The organism is Chitinophaga japonensis (assembly GCF_007830125.1).
Classification (GTDB): domain Bacteria; phylum Bacteroidota; class Bacteroidia; order Chitinophagales; family Chitinophagaceae; genus Chitinophaga; species Chitinophaga japonensis.
Genome location: NZ_VLLG01000006.1, coordinates 198,475 through 216,389 on the forward strand (window position 1 = coordinate 198,475; position 17,915 = coordinate 216,389).

Below are 17,915 nucleotides of genomic sequence, written 5' to 3' on the forward strand. Positions count from 1 at the left end.
AAAGTTAACGAGTGAAGATATTGTACGTCACGGATCACCGGAAAATATTCAAGGCCAGCTACGGGTTCATCAGCGATTATATGAACGACCTGCTTTTTTACGGGTTGTATGAATTATTTGGCGATGATGTAACCGACAGTACGCAGATCGTCTCCCTGTACAAAGACCAGCAGCAGCAGGTAGACCCGAAAACCATATGGGGAGGGTTTACGGCTTTCTGGCTGATAGGGGACAATAAAATTGACCGCACGGATATCGAACAAAAAATAAAGCACCGGTATTACGACCTGGTGATCTATGGCGCTATTAACCGCTGCGATGATTACTTCCGGCTGGTCAAAAAAAAATACCCTGCCAATAAGATACTGCTGGTAGATGGCGCTGACGAGACCACCCTCCTGCCGCTCCATAAAAAATTCCCTTACTTTAAAAGAGAGCTGACGGACAACGTCAAAAATACTTTCCCGATCTCCTTCAGCATCCCGGAGCAAAAGATGCGCCACGCACCGGTGATGGAAAAAGAACAAATGTTTGGCGCCATTATACCGGGTGTGAAGGAAACCTATACCTTCCGGGAGGAACAAGGGTATTACGATGATTACTACCGGTCCTATTACGGACTGACCACAAAAAAATCCGGCTGGGATTGCATGCGCCATTACGAGATACTCGGCAACTATTGCCTGCCCTATTTCCCGGGGTTGGAGGCCTGTCCGGCCAATACCATGCATAACTTCCCGCGGGAGCTGGTAAAACAGGGCATGCTGTTGCTGCATGCCAGGCAATTCAATGCAGACCGTTACCAGGAAGTGATAGACAAACTGTACCAGCATACGTTGGATCACCTCACCACCAAAGCAGTAGCTAAAAAGGTGATAGACACCGCGCTTTCATTGCAATAGAATAAATGTACTTATCTTTGTCGTTCCAAATAAATACATGCAAGTAAGTATCGATGTAATCATTCCTTCCTTCCGGCTTGAAGAAAAGTACATCCTTCCCATTCTCCGCCTGCCCAGGCCTGCCGATGCCGCTGTAAAGTTCTACCTGATCGTTGACAATCCTTCCATTCAGCCATCTGCCGCTATCCGGGAACTGGTGGACCATACGCATATTTTCCTGCTGGTAAATGAGCAGAATATGGGAGCCGCGGAAACGCGGAATAAAGGTATTGACGTTACAGATGCCGACTGGATACTGTTCCTGGATGATGATATCGCGGTAAGTGACGACCTGCTGGTGGTATATGCGCAGGCAGCCATTCGGGAGCCGGCTGCTACAGGGTTCATCGGGCTGGTACAGCTACCGCCCCCGCAGTCGCTTTTCACAAAAGCCATCGGCATCAGCGGCTCCATGGACATCTTCGGTATAGCGGAACATAAATCCTCCTTTGCATGGGGTGCTACGGCCAACATGATGATCCGGCGCAGCGCTATCGGCGACACGCGGTTCTCCACTGCATACCCTAAATCCGGCGGCGGCGAGGACGTGGACTTCTTCCTGCGGGTACGCGAGCGTAACGGGTTTGAGAACTATCGCACCTTGCCACAGGCCAGGGTAGTGCATCCCTGGTGGAATAATGAAAAGGTGAGCTTCCTGCGCCCTTTCCGTTACGGCAAAGGCAACAGTTGGCTGGGCGCGCTGAACCCACAGTATACTTACTATGATTTTCTGAACACGCCTGAAACGGTATTGCTATCCCTGTTGGCAGCGCTGCTGCTGTTCCTGGCCGGCTCCGCATGGGCATGGCCTGTGCTGATTTTTACAGCAGGCGTGCTGGCAATAGAGCTGGTGGCAAGTGCGGTACAAACGGTAAAGCGCGGCGCTACCGCCCATCCGGTGATCATAGGGTATGTAACGGCACTGCGGCTGGTATATGAGACCGGCGTATTGTGGGGAAAACTATCACGTATGCAACCGGGAAAAATAGGAGAGCGTTTTCATGACGATGGTATTGTTAATAAGGTTTTCTTTTACCGATCCAATACTTACCGGATCGTGAAATGGGTGCTGTACCCTTTGCTGGCATGGCTGATACTACATCATACTTCCGCGTAACCGTCCGGGCAAAATACCATTTTGCTGCTCTTGGTATCGCTGTATCGCTGCCCGTTCACGGCAAACTGTGATTTTGAGTTATACTCATGATGCAGGTGAAAACAAACCGCGGCCAGCTTCAGGCGTTTCTTCAGCACGCCGGCGTTGATCAGCCTGGCGGCAAACTCGCAGTCCTCGGAGCCCCAGCCGAAAAAGAGATTGTTATACCCGTTGATGGCAATAAAATCCTCCCTCCAGAAAGCCAGGTTACAGGCTTTCGTATTATCAGAACCATAAGGATTGGCGCGGATCAGCCAGGACAGGACCGGCAGGCGCAGCGCATTGAAACGGTTGCGGATGCCCCTTGTAAAGAAACCGACGCGGTGGCGGGCACCTTTCCCGGACAGTATCTCCTGCGTGGCCGCCTCCCCTACCATGGCGCGGGAGCCCTGCACGAAATAGCCGCGTTCCGCCACCCGGATATGGTCTTCGATAAAACGCCGGTGCAGTACAATGTCGCCGTCAATTTCAATAATGTAATCTGATGTGGACAGTTTTACCGCCTTATTCAGAATAATGCCCTTGCGGAAGCCGGCATCCTCATGCCAGGCATGCTTGACCGGCACCTTGAAGATCTTCCTGTACCGGTTGATCAACTGTGTGGTATCCGCCCTGGACCCGTCGTCCGCTATCAGTATCTCATCCGGCAACTGCGTTTGCTGCAATATGCTTTGGAAGATAACCTCCAGCGCCTGGGGCCAGTTATAGGTCGAGATCAGCATACCCACCGAAAAATCCCTTTTCGCCATCAATTTAGTGCTTTATTGCCATGAAATAGGCAGTGGTCTGTACACACCGCCCTGTTATATACAACGTACTATATCCTAATTTGTTACATTAGTTGGCACTGAAGGTCTGCATATCGATCAGCTTCCGGTACAGGCCATCCTTTTCCAGCAACTGCATATGTGATCCCTGCTCAACAATTCTGCCATTTTCCAGCACAATGATGAGGTCGGCGTTCTGGATAGTGCTTAAACGGTGCGCTATTACCAGCGAGGTCCGGTTCCTCATCAGGTTGTTCAGCGCGTCCTGCACCATTTTTTCCGATTCGGTGTCCAACGCGGAAGTGGCTTCATCCAGCAGCATGATGGGCGGGTTGCGCAGCACCGCCCTGGCAATACAGATACGTTGTCGCTGGCCGCCGGACAGCTTCACGCCCTTGTCGCCGATGTTGGTCTGGTAGCCCTTTTCCGTAGCCATAATAAATTCATCGGCATTGGCAATGCGGGCGGCCGCCTCCACTTCTTCCGGGGTGGCGTCTTGCTTCCCGAAAGCGATATTATTGAATATCGTATCATTGAACAGGATAGAGTCCTGGTTCACAATGCCCATCAGCGCCCGCAGGGAATCGGCTGTGAATGCCTGTATATTCCTGCCGTCTATCCGGATGGTGCCGGACTGTGGCTGTATAAACCGGGGGATCAGGTCCATCAGGGTGGACTTGCCGGCGCCGGAAGGCCCTACCAGCGCCACGGATTTGCCCTTGGGTATGCTCAGGCTGATATTGTCCAACACAGTTTTTTCATGATACGCAAAAGATACCTGCTCAAAGCGGATATCTTCGCTAAACTCCTCTATAGGCCTGGCATCCGGCGCATCCGATATCAGCGGCTTTTCATCGATCAGGGCCAGCACCCGTTCCCCGGCGGCCAGTCCGGAATGGATACCGCTGAAGGACTGTGAAATGGCTTTGGCCGGGCGCATGATCTGGGAGAACAGGGCGATATAGGCGATGAAGGCGGCAGCATCCAGCCCCCCATCGTTTGCCAGCACCAGGGAGCCGCCATACAGCACAATACCCGCCACCATCACCACACCCAGGAATTCGGACACCGGCGAGGCCATCTGTTGCCTTTTAGCCATAGCACGGATGATATTGGAGTAACGTATGTTCTCTTTATTAAAACGGTCCTTGATAAACTCCGTGGCGTTGAACGATTTAATGATCTTAATGCCGGCCAGCGCTTCATCCAGGTAGCTGATCATATTACCGTAGGTTTCATGGGAGGCGACGGCCTGTTCCTTCAGCCGTGATACGATCTTGGATATGATGAAGGCCGAAACCGGGATGATCAGCATGGAGGCCAGCGTAAGCTTGTAAGAGATGATGAACAGCATAACCAGGTAGCTCAGCAGGGTAAGCGGCTCTTTGAAAACCACCTGCAGGGTGCCGGTCACCGTATATTGCACCACCTGTACATCAGAAGCTATTTTAGACATGATATCCCCTTTCCGCTCATTATTAAAGAATCCGAGGTGCAGGTTCATTACATTATTAAATACGGCCTTGCGCAGATTCAGGAGGGTGTGTATGCGCAGGTTTTCCATAATACGTTCCGAGAAATACCGGAAAATATTACCCAGCAATACAGAAATAATGATCGTAGAACATGCAAACTGCAGGGTCCGGTAAATCCCATAATGTTTATTGATCCACCAGGAATAATAGTTCATCATCTTGAAAACCTCATAAAAATGCTCCGGCTTTTGCACAACCTGCTCAGCAGCATTCTGGTTAAAGAGAGTGGTGAGCAGTGGCGCCAGCAACGCCAGGTTCAGCGCTCCGAACAACACAGACAGCAGTGTGCACAGGATATAAGGAATAGCGTACTTCTCTATCGGTTTAGCAAAAGACAACAGCCGGAAATATGTTTTCATTATTATTAATATAAATATATATATAAAACTCCAAAATTAATAATTATTTAAAGAATCTCGTGCAGTAGTTGGTCCTGCCGGGGCCGGAAAGCACCGGGGCGGTGTTGCTGATGATGGTAAAAGGAATCGGGCATGGTTTTTCTCGCGCAAGTTCGTTATTTGTTTCCGTTTTTATTTCATTATTTTGGGGTCCATATTCGCAACATGCCTGCAACTGTAAGATCACTGTTCCTGCTATGCGCCTGCTTTTGCTGCCACCTGGCCGGCGCCGCTCAAACCAAGGATACCACCCTGCCGCCTTTACAAATACCGGTAGATACCACCGGCAGTGATGTGTATAATGTAAAATTGAAATACGAACTACCAGCGGGGGCCGCCTTTATAGTAGGCTCTGCTTTTGGCTTTAAGGCGCTGGACAAAGCGTCTGAATTTTCAGCAAGCGACCTGCTTACGCTCAACCCGGACGACGTGAACAGTTTTGACCGGCCCGTGATATTCCGGGACCCGGCAGGATTTGCGCAGGCGCAGAAAAACTCGGACCTGTTCCTGAACATTTCCATTATGAGCCCCCTGCTGCTGGCGCTGGACAAGCACGTGCGCCGCGACTGGCTGGACCTGATCGCCCTGTACCTGACCACCCATGCGGTGGACAATACCGTCTATTTCGCCACTGCCTTCTCCGTGCGCCGGCCCCGCCCCTTCACCTATAACCACGCGCTGCCGGTTGAAGAAAGGATAGGGCTGGCCAAAAGCAATTCATTCTTCAGCGGCCATGTGTCCTTCAGCGCCACCTCCACCTTCTTCCTGGTAAAAGTGTATACGGACTACCGGCAGATCAAAGGCTGGAAACGGCTGCTGCTGTATACCGCCGCCGCGGTGCCGCCCTCCCTGGTAGGTTATTACCGCATGAAAGCGGCCCGGCATTTTAAAACAGACGTGATACTCGGCTTCCTGGTGGGAGCCGGCTCCGGCATCCTCGTACCGGAGCTGCACCGGCATAAAAACAGGGACAAACGGGTGTCCCTCTCCCCTTTTTACGCACCGCAGCACAGCGGGGTGTCCCTGAAAATAGCGTTACGCTAGGTATTTTACCAACTGTAAAGCCATTGCTGACTGGTAGATAACCGGTGTCTTTTAGAGACGGCTTATATACGGGCGCATCCCCCCTATATAAACGATACGCCGGCCGGCGTATCCGGCTGCCTGGGCTGCTCTGCCGGCAGCACAATGATGAATTCCGCGCCTTCGTTCTCCCTGCCATCGGCAATGATAAGCCCGTGATGCCTTTCCACGATCTTGTTGGCAATGGCCAGCCCTATACCCGTGCCCTCGTATTGCTCCTTGCTGTTCAGCCGCTGGAAAAGCGAGAATATCTTCTTGGCGTATTTCCCGTCAAAACCAATACCCTGGTCCTTTATACGTATCTCAAAGAGATGGCCTTTGGTGTCCTTCAGCTCCGGGTAGCTGTCCGGCTTGCCCAGCAGTTCGCAGGTGATGGTAATAACGGGCGGCTCCCCGGGCTTATGGAATTTCAGGGAATTGGTGATAATATTCTGGAACAACTGCCGCATCTGCCCCGGTACGGCATGGATCACCGGCAGGTTGCCGGCCTGTATCTGCGCCTGGCTTTCATTGATCACCAGCTCCAGGTCCTGCAGGATATCGCGCAGCACCTGGCCCAGGTTCACCTGTTCAAACAGGTTGTCGCTGGACAGCCGGGAGTAGGACAGCACATCGTTTATCAGGTTGGTGGCCCGGGCTGAGGCGCCGATGATGCGGTCTATATAAGAGGCGGCGCCGCCCTTTACCTCCTGCTGGAACTGGTCTTTCAGCAGGCCGCTGAACAGGTGTATCTTCCGCAGCGGTTCCTTCAGGTCATGCGAGGCCACGGAGGCAAACTGCATCAGGTCCGTATTGCTGGCCTCCAGCCGTTTGTTCAGCAGCTTCAGCTCCCGTGTTCTTTCCTGCACTTTCTCTTCCAGCAGCCTTTCCGCTATTTTCTGGTCATGGATATCGGTACAGGAGCCGAACCATTTAATGACGTGGCCCTGCTCACCGTGCATGGGCTGCGCCCGGCTCAGGAACCAGCGGTAAACGCCGTCATGCCTGCGCAGGCGGTATTCCACGGCATAGGTCTCCCCGGTGAGCCGGCAGCGCTCCCAGTATTGCAGGGCATGCGGCGCATCCTCCGGGTGCAGCACCGACACCCAGCCCTGGCCTTTGGACCGTTCATAATCCAGGCCGGTATATTCGTACCACTGCCGGTTATAGAAGTCCACGTAACCATCCGGGCGCACAGACCAGACCATTTGCGGGATGAAGTCGGTCACGAAACGGAACTGCTGTATCAGCGACTGCAGTTCGGCGTTGGTGTGCTCAAGCTGCTGGCTGCTTTTTTCCAGGCTGGTCACATCCACCATGGCGCCTATCATGCGGTAAGGCCTGCCCTGCTCATCTGTCAGCAGGGTGCCCCTGTCCAGCACATGCGCATACTCCCCGTCATGCTTCCGGTAGCGGTAGGCCACTTTAAATTCCGGGTCGCCCCCCTGCAGTACGGAATGGAATGCGGCCTCCACGCGCGGCAGGTCTTCCGGGTGGATATGCTGCAGCCGGAAAGCATGCCTGCGCACCTCCTCGTCCTCGCCGGAAAAGCCGAAAAGCTCATAATAGCTCTCACTCCACCAGAGCGTGTTGCCGGCAAAATGCCAGTCCCATATCACATCGTTGGTGAGCGAGGCTACCAGCCGGAAGCGCTCTTCGCTCACTTCCAGGTCACGGGTACGTTCGCGGATCTTTTGTTCCAACTGGTCATTCAGCTCCCGGAGCGATTCCTTGGCGGCCAGCAGCTCATTGTAGCTTTTACGCAGCCGCTCTTCCGCCTCCTTGCGCTTGGAAATATCAGACAGCAACAGGGCAAAGCCATCCTGCTTTTTGCTGATGCCGGCCTGGAACCAGTACCTGGTCCCGTTCCGGCTGAAGTGGATCTCCACGGAAGCCGGGTTGCCCGTTCCCACCACCTCACTGTATTTGCGGAACAGGCTGCCGCCGGCCAGCTCCGGCAGGTCCTGCTTCAGCGAAAGCGGCCCTTCGTGCACGCCTTTACCCATGATACGGTAGGCGGTATAGTTGGCCAGCGTGCAGGTAAAATCCAGTATCTGCCCTTCCTTCCGCACGGTCTCAAATACAAAAATGGGGTTGGAGCTGGCGTCGAACACGCTTTTTACCAGGCTGTTAAGGTTCTTGGTGGCGGATACGTCCACCAGCGTGATCACCAGGCCGTCGCGCACCTTGTCCTGGCGGATGTAAGGCAGGATGCGGATGAGGCAAACCGCCCCGTTGCTCAGCTCAATTTCCCGTTCTATCACAGCGCCGGTCCTGTTCACCTTCCGGATATCCTCGGAGAAGGTGCTGGCCCGGATATGATGGGTGATATGCTCTATGGGGCGGCCAATGTCGCTTTCAATGATATTGATCACCGCCGTTGCCGCCTTGTTGAACCGGCGTATGCGCAGGTGCTGGTCCAGGAAGATCTGCCCGATCAGGGAGCTTTGCAGGTAGTTGCTGATATCGTCATTCAGCTCTACCAGCTCCCGTATCCTGAGCTGGTGCTCGGTGTTCAGGGTATGCAGCTCTTCGTTCAGGGACTGGAGCTCCTCGTTGGAGCTTTGCAGCTCTTCGTTGGCCGACTGCAGTTCCTCGTTGGAGCTCTGCAGCTCTTCGTTGGCGGTTTCCAGCCCTTCCACCGCCATCTGGAGATTGGACCGGGTTTCCCGCAGCTCATCCTCCAGTTGCTGCACGTACTGGTCCTTATGCAGGAGGCTGTCGTCTTCCAGCCTGACGGGCACATGCTCCGCCTCTGCGATGCTGTCTGCCAGCACCACCAGGAGGTGACCTCCGTGGGCAGTTTCCCGTGGCGGATATACGAAAACGTCCACCAACTGTTGCATTTCGCCTGCCCGTACCTTTATGTGCCTTGCTTCCTGGCTTTTCTGGTCCCGGATACATTTCCGCAGCACGGTACTTAACACGCCGGACAGCTCCGGCGGCGCCATTTTAAGGAACTGCAGGGTACTGAGCTTGTCCGGCAGGGAAAGGTATTTCCGGAAATTGCCCAGCGCCTCCTTTATCTCGTAGTTCTCATTGATATAAATAGCAGCATAGCCCAGCCTCTCTGCCAGCACTTTGCGGAAATCCTCCGCCAGCATGGTATCTATCCGGGACTTCAGTGGCTGCGGCGCTATGACAGCAGCTTTGCTGCGGGTGGCGCCTGTTTTGCGCGTATATCCATGCAGGTCGGCAGTGCGGCGGTATATCTTCCATTTATCATCTACCTCTTCAAAACCCCGTCTTAAGGGAGCCGGGTTCTCACTGGTGCCCAGGAAAAGGAAACCACCGGGGTTCAATGCAAAGCTGAGCGTGGCCAGCACGTTCTCCTGCAAAGGCGGGTTCAGGTAGATCAGCAGGTTGCGGCAGGAAACCAGGTCATTGCGGATAAAGGGCGGGTCCTTTAAAATATCGTGGGCGGCAAATACCACCTGCTTGCGGATACGCGGTATGATGCACATGCCGTCTTCCACCTCAGTGAAATACCCCTTCAGCACTTTAGGCTCCAGCCCCAGCAACTGGTTGTACGGGTACTTTCCTTTAGCGGCGGTTTCAATAGCGGTCCTGTCGATATCCGTGGCAAAGATCTTTACATCCAGCAGCTTGTCCAACTGCTGCTGCGCCATATCTACCAGTATGGCCATGGTATAGGCCTCCTGCCCCGTGCTGCAGGCGGTCACCCACACCTTCAGCGTTTCATGGTTCTCCTTGCTCTCCACCAACTTCAGGATCACTTCGCGGTACAGGGTGGTAAAAGCATCCTTGTCCCGGAAAAAGCCCGTCACCCCTATGAAGAATTCCTTTGCCAGCAGGCCCGGTTCTTCCTCGTTGGCCTTTATGAACTGCTCATACCCGTTCACGCTGTCCTGCCTCACTACCTGCATGCGGCGGGCAATGCGGCGCAGGATGGTAGGCTGCTTGTACTGCAGGAAATCATAGCCGGTCTTTTTATAAACGGTGGTGAGTATGCTTTGTATAAATTCATTGTGCTGGCGGGATTGCGGTGTTTCCAATGGCAATATGCCGTCAATATAATTCCCGATCTGGTTGTACATTTCCGCCGGCGGCACTACCAGGTCTGCATAGCCGGACTCAATGGCGCTTTTGGGCATCCCGTCGAACCTGGCGGTATCCGGGGCCTGCACCAGCACAAAGCCGCCATAGCTTTTAATGGCCGCAATGCCCCGGGTGCCGTCTGTACCCGTGCCGCTCAGCAACACGGCAACGGCATAGTTGCGCTGGTCCCTGGCCAGGGACTGGAACAGGGTGTCTATGGCTGTGTTAGGCCCTTTGTCCGCGCCCTTTTTCTTCAGCACCAGCAGGCCGTTGTGCACCGTCAGCTCCTTGTTATTGGGGATCACATACACCTTTCCGGCCTCTACCTGCTGCCGGTGGCGGGCTTCTTCCACGGGCATGTGGGTATGCTTGGCCAGCAGTTCTACCAGCAGGCTTTTGTAATCGGAGGAAAGGTGTTGCACCACAATAAAGGACATATGCCCGTTGTCCGGGATATGGTCAAAGAATTCGTTAATAGCTTCGAGACCGCCTGCCGAAGCCCCGACGCCTACTATGTAGTTATCGTCTTGCTGTAATGTATTATGCTTTAAGAGGAACATATTACTGGTTTAGCCGCCATGCGGCAAAGAAATGGTCTGGAAAATACCAACACTGTGCCATTCCACCGGCATCAAAACGGCAGGTCACCACCTTGTCACAACCGGCCCGTTCTTCCGGCTTCCGGCCGTGCTCCTGCAGACCTCGTCCATGCTGCCGCTGAGGTTGATGTACTGCCTTCAGCAGCCTGGTCTGTTGGTACCTGTCAATGCGCCCGCCCGGCAGGAAGTGGTAGGGCAGCAGCCCCGCTTCAATGACGAGACCTTCTTCCACAACCTGTACCAGCCAGCACACATTTTCCACACTGCCGGCCGCCTGCGCATGCGCACTAACCTGCACGGCTATACCGGCATCCCTACCGGCAGCAGGGGCACACCGCAGGACTGTATAACATTGGACTGGTGAAATGGGTAAGCGGCCGCACAAGGCGGCATTATAACACTGGTGTCCGCCACAAGCGACCCGTTTAATGGATTAGCATGTAAAAAGCAGGCCAGGATAATTAGTACCGCCGGAACTGTTATGGCTAAGCCCGCCAGGCGAAAGGATCAGTTGGAGGAGGCCAGTATGGAAGGGAAATGTTGCTGGTGCAACCGCGTAATAAAATGTACCAGCTCTACCAGGTAGGTACGCTGCAGGTCGTCTGAAAATATGTAGCCGGAACCTTTTTCTTCCTTTATTTTCCGGAAAATGCTGCCTACGTCCTGGTTCTGGCGCTCATCCAGGAAGTACAGGGAGCCGCCGGCGCCGGGCGTGAATACGGGCAACCGGCTGATGTGGCGCCGGGTACTGGCAGGCAGGAAATCCTTGCGAAAGAAACAGATCCATCCTGCCGTCCCGTCCTGCCGGGGAAAATGACCGATGATATACAGGTCTGCTGTGGAAATTATGATCAACATGACCCTAATTCCTGAAAGCAGAAGGCGTAAGGCTGGTCTGCTTCTTAAAGAAATGGTTGAAATGCGCCGGTTCCTCGAACCCCAGGCAATAGCTGATCTCGGAGATATTCCAGTCTGTATGCTTCAGCAGCGCTTTGGCCTCGCTGGTGAGCCGTTCAAAAATATGCTCCGTGGTCGTTTTGCCCGTAGTGAGCCGGATAGCGCGGTTCAGGTGATTTACATGCAGGGCCAGTTGCTCAGCAAAATCACGGGCAGAGCGTAGGGTAAAGCGCTGCGAGGGCGACTCAATGGGGAACTGCCGTTCCAGCAGCTCGGTAAAGACGGAGGTGATGCGGGTATTGGCATCCGCGTGCTGGTACAGCTTTTCCGAAGGCTGCATCTTCAGCGCGTAATGGATCATCTCCATAATGTAATTGCGGATCAGGTCGTACTTATACACATAGTCCGATCCCATTTCTTCCAGCATCTTGTCAAAGATCCGGCTTACGTATTTGTCCTGCGTCTTGTTCAGCACATAGGTAGGCTTGTGGCCAGGCATGAACATGGGCAGGTCGCGGATACCGCCTTTCAGCCGCTCGGTAAAGAAAGCATCCTTGAATATGCAGAAGTAACCGCTGGGCTCCTCCGTTAGTGGCTGGAAAGTGTACGGCACGCTGGGATTGAAAAATATCAGCGTGGTGCCGGATACTTCCAGGCTCTTGTCTGCATAGTGATAGATATGCTTCCCCCTCATCAGGGCTACCTTGTAATAATCACGCCGGGTATACTGGACCGGTGTTTTGCCATGCCCTACGCAATCCTCCAACCGGAATACATTGAAATGGCCGATGTCCTTCTGGAGGTTGTCCGGCATCCAGTTGAGCTTCTGCCGGTAAAAATCTTCGATCGTTTCTGTCTTTGCCATGAGTGATGTATGATATATGAAGCAGGAGGCAGGAAGTATGATGTAGGATACTACCTGTTATTTATTACAAAAATAAAGCAAAAACAGGGCATCCCGTTTGTCTGAATCAAACGTAAACTTGTAAAATTCAAACATTGCCGGGAGGCAGTTTACGGTATTTCAATAAATACGGTGGCATTTTGGCATACCTCCAGCAAAGCGGGGTCGTCTATTGCGATGTGGAAGCCATGGGCGGTGATACGCTCGTCCGGCGCGGGCTCCTTGCTGGCCATCAGGCGGCTTTCGGGGTTATCCTTCACCTCGGCAGGATTGGTGGCCCCCTGTATAATAACGGATTTGAATGCTTTTGCCTTCAGGTCTTCAATGACGTTTGCAGACAGTTTTACTTTATCCATAACTGGTACCGGCTTGGTTACTGCTTTTGCTGCAAATTCCGTGCAGTATTCAGCGCCGCCACTTCCTCGTCTGTAAACACCCGGGAGCGGAGCAGGAACCGTACCCCCAGCGGTATTTCCAGTGAAAAGCTGCTGCCCCTGCCGGGCGTTACGTCCAGTATCAACTGGGTATGCTTCCAGTATTCGAACTGGTCGCTGCTCATGTAGAATTTGCAACCGGCCACTTCGCCCAGGCATATATCACTGTTACCGGTCTTAAACTCCCCGGCGACAAAGCACATGGGCTGTGAGCCGTCGCAGCAGCCGCCGCTCTGGTGGAACATCAGCGGGCCGTGCAGCTCCTTCAGTTGCGCTACCAGGTCCAGGGCCTTTTCTGTGGCGATAATGCGGGGGACTTCCATTGCACCGTTTTAATTAATAATTTTTAATTCTTAATTGTTAATTAAAGGGGAACAGCAACTTCAGCGTTGCCGTTCCCCACATGCACATTTTGCTCACTTCACTTAGAAAAATCCCAGCTTGCTTTTACTATACGATATTAACATGTTCTTGGTCTGCCGGTAATGGTTCAGCATCATTTTGTGGGTTTCCCTGCCAAAACCGGACTTCTTGTAGCCGCCAAAGGGCGCATGCGCGGGGTAGGCATGGTAGCAGTTCACCCATACACGACCGGCCTTGATAGCCCTGGGCACCTGGTACAGTTCGTGGGCATCGCGGGTCCATACACCGGCGCCCAGCCCGTACAGGGTGTCATTGGCAATATCAATCGCTTCGTCCACGGTCTTAAAAGTAGTAACACAGGTCACCGGGCCGAATATCTCTTCCTGGAACACCCGCATTTTATTATGGCCTTTAAGAATGGTGGGCTTGATGTAGAAGCCGTGCTCCAGGCCGCTGTTCTGGTGGAAAGCCTCTCCTCCTGCGAGCACCTGCGCGCCTTCCTCCTTGCCGATGGCCAGGTAGCTGAGGATCTTGTTGTACTGGTCTTCGGAAGCCTGTGCGCCCATCATCACGGAACCGTCCAGCGGGTTGCCCATCTTGATGGCCTTGGTACGCTGTATCACCCGGTCCATGAAGGGTTTATAGATGCTTTCCTGCACCAGTATGCGGCTGGGGCAGGTGCATACTTCGCCCTGGTTCAGCGCAAACATTACGGCGCCTTCCACGGCCTTGTCCAGGAACTCGTCATCTGCATCCATCACGGAAGCAAAGAAGATGTTGGGGCTTTTACCGCCCAGCTCCATGGTAACCGGTATCAGGTTTTCGGAAGCATATTGCATGATCAGGCGGCCGGTAGTGGTTTCACCGGTAAAGGCCACTTTCTGCACCCGGGGCGATTGCGCCAGGGGCTTGCCGGCCTCCGGCCCGAAACCGGTCACCACGTTCAGTACGCCGGGCGGCAGTATGCCGTCTATCAGCTCCAGCAGGCACATGATGCTCGTAGGTGTTTGCTCGGCGGGCTTTACCACCACGCAGCAGCCGGCGGCCAGTGCCGGTGCTATTTTCCAGGTAGCCATCAGCAGCGGGAAGTTCCAGGGAATGATCTGGCCTACCACGCCGATGGGCTCGTGCAGGTTAAGGCTGACGGTGGTGTCATCCAGCTCGGAAACGGTGCCTTCCTCGCTGCGGATCACGCCGGCAAAATAGCGGAAGTGATCGATCACCAGCGGCAGGTCGGCCGCTCTTGTTTCGCGGATGGCTTTCCCGTTGTCAATGGTCTCTACGATGGCCAGGTACTCCAGGTTATCTTCCACTACCTGGGCTATTTTCAGCAGCAGGTTGCTGCGCTGGGCGGCAGAGGTGCGGCTCCAGGCCGGAAAAGCAGCGGTGGCGGCGTCCACCGCCTTTTCAATATCCCGGGCATTACCGCGGGCCGCCTGGGTGATCACCTTGCCATCGATGGGGGAAATATTGTCAAAGTAGGCGCCGCTCTCCGGGGCCACCCATTTCCCTCCTATGTAGTGATCGTATTTTTCTTTGAAAGCAGGACGTGCCGCAATATCGGCGGCGGGAGCTGCAGCAGTTTTTGTACTCATAACGCTAGGATTTTAGATGAAACAATTATGCCTGCTAATTTTCAGTAAAAAAAGGGCAACGACGCCTCACGATTGTACTTTTTTATAGCACGATTGTACCCGGATTTTCCGTACTTTTAATTAACAATTAACAGTGCCAACCAAACACTCGCTCCACAAGGTAGCCCTGGCGCATCCGGGGAGTCTCCAGACACTGGTAGAGAACCGGCGTATCTTCAACTTAAAGCACTGCGAGCTGAATATTTTCGAAAGCTACCAGCAGGCTTACCAGGTGCCGCTCACCTTTAATGATTTTGTGATCACCAGCATGATCCGGGGCAGGAAAGTAATGCACCTGTTCGACGACCCGGCTTTTGACTACCTGCCCGGCGAGTCTGTTATACTCCCGGCCAACGAGACCATGCGCATTGACTTCCCGGAGGCCACCCCGCAAAATCCCACGCAGTGTATCGCGCTGACGGTAGACGCCTCCTACGTGGAGGAAACCATCCGTTACCTGAATGATTATTACAACGACCACCGCAGCGGGGACAGCGCCTGGCAACTACATTTCACACGCTACCACTTTTCCAATGACACGGAAATTTCCGATCTGATCAACAAGATCATCCGTGTATGCAGCAGCGCCGACAAGTCCAAGAACATCTTTGCGGACCTCTCGCTGAAAGAGCTGCTCATACGGCTCATACAAACCCAGCGCCTGCAGCAGACAGCCTTGGAAAGCAGCCATGACAGCAACCAGACCCGCTTCCATGCCGTGCTGCACTACATTCATGAGCACCTTTCCGAAAAAATAGCCATAGACGCCCTCTGTCGCAAGGCCTACCTGAGCCGCAACGTTTTCTTCAAATGGTTCCGGGAACAAAGCGGTATCAGCCCGCTGGAGTATATCAATGCCGAACGGGTAAAGCTGGCCAAGCACCTGCTGGCCGATGCGCGCCATGATATCCGTTCCGTCAGCATCCAGTGCGGCTTTAATGATGTAAACTACTTCACCCGCGTATTCAAGAAAATAGAGGGCATTACCCCCGGCGCCTACCTCTCCAGCATAGCCCGGTAAGTGGCTCCCCTGCCTTTCCTAAATATGAAATGTTTTCTGCAGGCTGCGGCCTTTCCTAAGCCGGAAATGCACGAATAGCAGCGCCAGCACAACCGGAACAACGCAGCCGGCTGCAATAATACTCCAGCCGAAATGAAAAGCGCCTGTTGCAGCAAAAGACAATATGCCTTCTATACCTATGCATAGCAAAGCAGCGGCCAGAAAAGCCCAGGCAATAAGATTGATGCCTTTATGCTTTGACCGGCGGATAACGGCGAGCAGACCAGCCACTACTACATTGGCCGCAAAAAGCAGCGGTATCCCCAGTTGAACGGACCAGCCGATGCCACCTGTAAGCGCATCAATGCCAACCAGGAAACAGGCAGACAGTATAAGGCCGCCTGCCATTTGCATAACGGTTCTTTGCTCCCAGAATGCAAATAAAGAGATGTAGAAGAAAATAGTAACGCTGATAGCTACCGGGTATTCGGACCAGGAGACGCCCCGGGTGATGATAAAGTCAATGATAGACGTTGCAACAGTGCCGGAAAGCAGGATGATAGAAATGATCTCCCAGGTAAATTTTTTCTGGGGTGGCGTCATCTTCCCGGGATAATCGAATATCTCCCGTTCAGGGATTGCAGGCCTTTTTTCATTGCCAACGCCGGCAACCGGCTCCCCGCAAAGAGGGCAGTACTGCATATCATCTTCCAGTTCTACACCGCAATTGTTACAAATGTTCATGGGCATCTGGTTTATATTGCTTCACTATCCTGACAGGAATACCCTGCGCCGTTAAAAAGGTAAAGAACTGCCTCTCCAGCGCTTTAGAGCTGGTGACGTTGGCAAAGGTCAGCGCCAGTTTATTATCAAACCCGGCCACCGCGCAGTTCACCTTCAGTATGTCATTAGGCGGGGGCGGTATAAACAGGAATAGATCGATCATCCTGTTTATTTCCGGGCCCAGGTCTATTTTCCCCAGGTTGGTCACTACCCCGCTGTACTGCCTGGTTCCCAGGGTATAGAGCCGGGACAGGATGAATGATTTAATAAAAAGCGGCACCCTCCTTACAAAGGGATTTTTTTCCCCGCCTACATTCCGCGAAATCATTTTGCGGATAAGCTTACTTTCTGTTTCAAGCTGCATCTGGTGGAAAACCGTTTTTACGATCTCTTCAAAGGAATAATGGCCCAGGCGCAGGTCAATACCCGGCATTACATACAGCGAGAAGTTCCGCATGGTACGGGAGGGGAACATCCTGCGGAGATTAACCGGCACTTCTATACGCAATATCTTTCGGGCAGCCCTTTTCCTGAGGGGCGTTTGCTGTTCATACACTTGCTGCAACGAGTAGAGGTACACAGCGACCAGGTATTCAGTAAGGCTTACCCCCTGTGCCTTTGCCTGCTTTATAATATCCGCCGTTGGTATAATGGCAGTCAGCACATCCAGTCTCGGCACTTTCCTTAAGCGGAACGGGATGTGGAATGCCTTCGGTATACGGGGAGGGCGGATATCTATTTTTTTAAAATAACGGTTATAGGCGTCCTCGTGCTCTTCTGCCAGGGGCGATGCGCCCGGATGCAGAAACGGCAGGCCGGCAGGGGGCTGCAGCCCGCATTGTTCCAGGTAAGCCAGCAACAGGGTTTTCAGAAATTCCAAAGCGCCGGTGCCGTCCGTAAGGATATGAGAAAATTCAACGCTGATCGTATTTTCCTTCACCAGCACCCTGAACATCAGCTCCTCCTTACCAAATGCCCGGCAGGGCAGACCCTGGTCCGCCATGACGATAACCGGCTGGTCCTCCGGTTCCAGGTAGTACCAGAAAAAGCCTGCTTTCAGCTTCACTTTGTAATAAGGGAACCGCTCTTCGATGCTGTGAACGGCTTTTAGTAATGATCTGGCTTTTATCCTTTCTTTTAGCTGCACCCCTACCCGGAATACGGCAGTAAGCTCCCGGTCTTTTATAGCCGGGTAAATTTTGGCCGCATTATCCAACCGGAGCCAGAAATCATTCTTATCCTGCATTTTTTCCGGGTTATGGCTAATAATCTAATAATCAAGTGGCGAAGCACAAATTTTAAGCCACCTGCCCGGCCTGTTATAACAATTCTTTGTGATCATTACCGGTTTATTGTGCGTACCTTTTGTAATTCATCATCAAA

At 53.2% G+C, this 17,915-nt stretch carries 15 protein-coding genes; 5 read left to right on the forward strand and 10 right to left on the reverse strand.

The genetic code is table 11. The annotated features are described in order from the left end of the window. Positions 1–11 precede the first annotated feature (11 nt). Together LX66_RS25180 and LX66_RS25185 are read left to right on the forward strand one after the other, a co-directional pair. Positions 12–902, forward strand: coding sequence for a calponin homology domain-containing protein (locus tag LX66_RS25180; protein ID WP_145718669.1), 891 nt, complete (start codon positions 12–14; stop codon positions 900–902). 37 nt (positions 903–939) lie between these two features. Then, positions 940–2,058: a glycosyltransferase family 2 protein gene (locus tag LX66_RS25185; protein WP_145718671.1), complete on the forward strand. Its 1,119-nt coding sequence runs from the start codon at positions 940–942 to the stop codon at positions 2,056–2,058. On the opposite strand, the gene LX66_RS25190 is transcribed toward LX66_RS25185, so the two are convergent. Then, positions 2,043–2,846: a glycosyltransferase family 2 protein gene (locus LX66_RS25190; protein ID WP_145718673.1), complete on the reverse strand. Its 804-nt coding sequence runs from the start codon at positions 2,844–2,846 to the stop codon at positions 2,043–2,045. The genes LX66_RS25185 and LX66_RS25190 overlap by 16 nt on opposite strands. A gap of 88 nt (positions 2,847–2,934) precedes the next feature. Then, on the reverse strand, positions 2,935–4,758 hold the full coding sequence (locus LX66_RS25195) for an ABC transporter ATP-binding protein (RefSeq protein ID WP_145718675.1): 1,824 nt from the start codon (positions 4,756–4,758) through the stop codon (positions 2,935–2,937). Between the two features lie 204 nt (positions 4,759–4,962). Here LX66_RS25195 and LX66_RS25200 point away from each other — a divergent pair, with 204 nt between their 5' ends. Next, on the forward strand, positions 4,963–5,841 hold the full coding sequence (locus LX66_RS25200; protein ID WP_158642758.1) for a phosphatase PAP2 family protein: 879 nt from the start codon (positions 4,963–4,965) through the stop codon (positions 5,839–5,841). A gap of 83 nt (positions 5,842–5,924) precedes the next feature. Here the strand turns inward: LX66_RS25200 and LX66_RS25205 are convergent, their stop codons facing one another. Beyond that, positions 5,925–10,478: a chemotaxis protein CheB gene (locus tag LX66_RS25205; protein ID WP_145718679.1), complete on the reverse strand. Its 4,554-nt coding sequence runs from the start codon at positions 10,476–10,478 to the stop codon at positions 5,925–5,927. Positions 10,479–10,509: 31 nt separating this feature from the next. On the opposite strand from LX66_RS25205, the gene LX66_RS25210 reads away from it, so the two are divergent. Continuing rightward, positions 10,510–10,881, forward strand: coding sequence for a hypothetical protein (locus LX66_RS25210; protein ID WP_145718681.1), 372 nt, complete (start codon positions 10,510–10,512; stop codon positions 10,879–10,881). Positions 10,882–11,024: 143 nt separating this feature from the next. Here LX66_RS25210 and LX66_RS25215 read toward each other — a convergent pair whose 3' ends face one another. The 5 genes from LX66_RS25215 to LX66_RS25235 all read right to left on the reverse strand — a co-directional run bounded on the left by LX66_RS25215 (position 11,025) and on the right by LX66_RS25235 (position 14,710). Next, positions 11,025–11,375 (reverse strand): hypothetical protein, encoded by a 351-nt coding sequence (locus LX66_RS25215; protein ID WP_145718683.1) that lies wholly within the window; start codon positions 11,373–11,375, stop codon positions 11,025–11,027. Positions 11,376–11,379: 4 nt separating this feature from the next. Further along, positions 11,380–12,279 carry a helix-turn-helix domain-containing protein gene (locus LX66_RS25220; protein WP_145718685.1) on the reverse strand — a complete coding sequence of 300 codons (900 nt, stop codon included), beginning with the start codon at positions 12,277–12,279 and terminating at the stop codon, positions 11,380–11,382. Between the two features lie 149 nt (positions 12,280–12,428). Continuing rightward, positions 12,429–12,674, reverse strand: a complete 246-nt coding sequence (locus LX66_RS25225; protein WP_145718687.1) for a hypothetical protein — start codon at positions 12,672–12,674, stop codon at positions 12,429–12,431. A 17-nt stretch (positions 12,675–12,691) separates the two neighbouring features. Then, entirely contained in the window at positions 12,692–13,075 is a 384-nt protein-coding gene (locus LX66_RS25230; RefSeq protein ID WP_145718689.1) for a DUF779 domain-containing protein, read from the reverse strand. A gap of 102 nt (positions 13,076–13,177) precedes the next feature. Continuing rightward, a complete protein-coding gene (locus tag LX66_RS25235; protein WP_145718691.1) occupies positions 13,178–14,710 on the reverse strand; it encodes an aldehyde dehydrogenase family protein in 1,533 nt (510 codons plus the stop codon). Positions 14,711–14,843: 133 nt separating this feature from the next. Here LX66_RS25235 and LX66_RS25240 point away from each other — a divergent pair, with 133 nt between their 5' ends. Continuing rightward, entirely contained in the window at positions 14,844–15,770 is a 927-nt protein-coding gene (locus LX66_RS25240) for an AraC family transcriptional regulator (protein WP_145718693.1), read from the forward strand. A gap of 18 nt (positions 15,771–15,788) precedes the next feature. Here the strand turns inward: LX66_RS25240 and LX66_RS25245 are convergent, their stop codons facing one another. Both LX66_RS25245 and LX66_RS25250 read right to left on the reverse strand, forming a co-directional pair. Further along, on the reverse strand, positions 15,789–16,493 hold the full coding sequence (locus LX66_RS25245) for a DUF6320 domain-containing protein (protein WP_158642759.1): 705 nt from the start codon (positions 16,491–16,493) through the stop codon (positions 15,789–15,791). Continuing rightward, a complete protein-coding gene (locus LX66_RS25250; RefSeq protein WP_145718697.1) occupies positions 16,480–17,778 on the reverse strand; it encodes a hypothetical protein in 1,299 nt (432 codons plus the stop codon). The genes LX66_RS25245 and LX66_RS25250 overlap by 14 nt, the downstream gene beginning before the upstream one ends. Between the last annotated feature and the right edge of the window lie 137 nt (positions 17,779–17,915).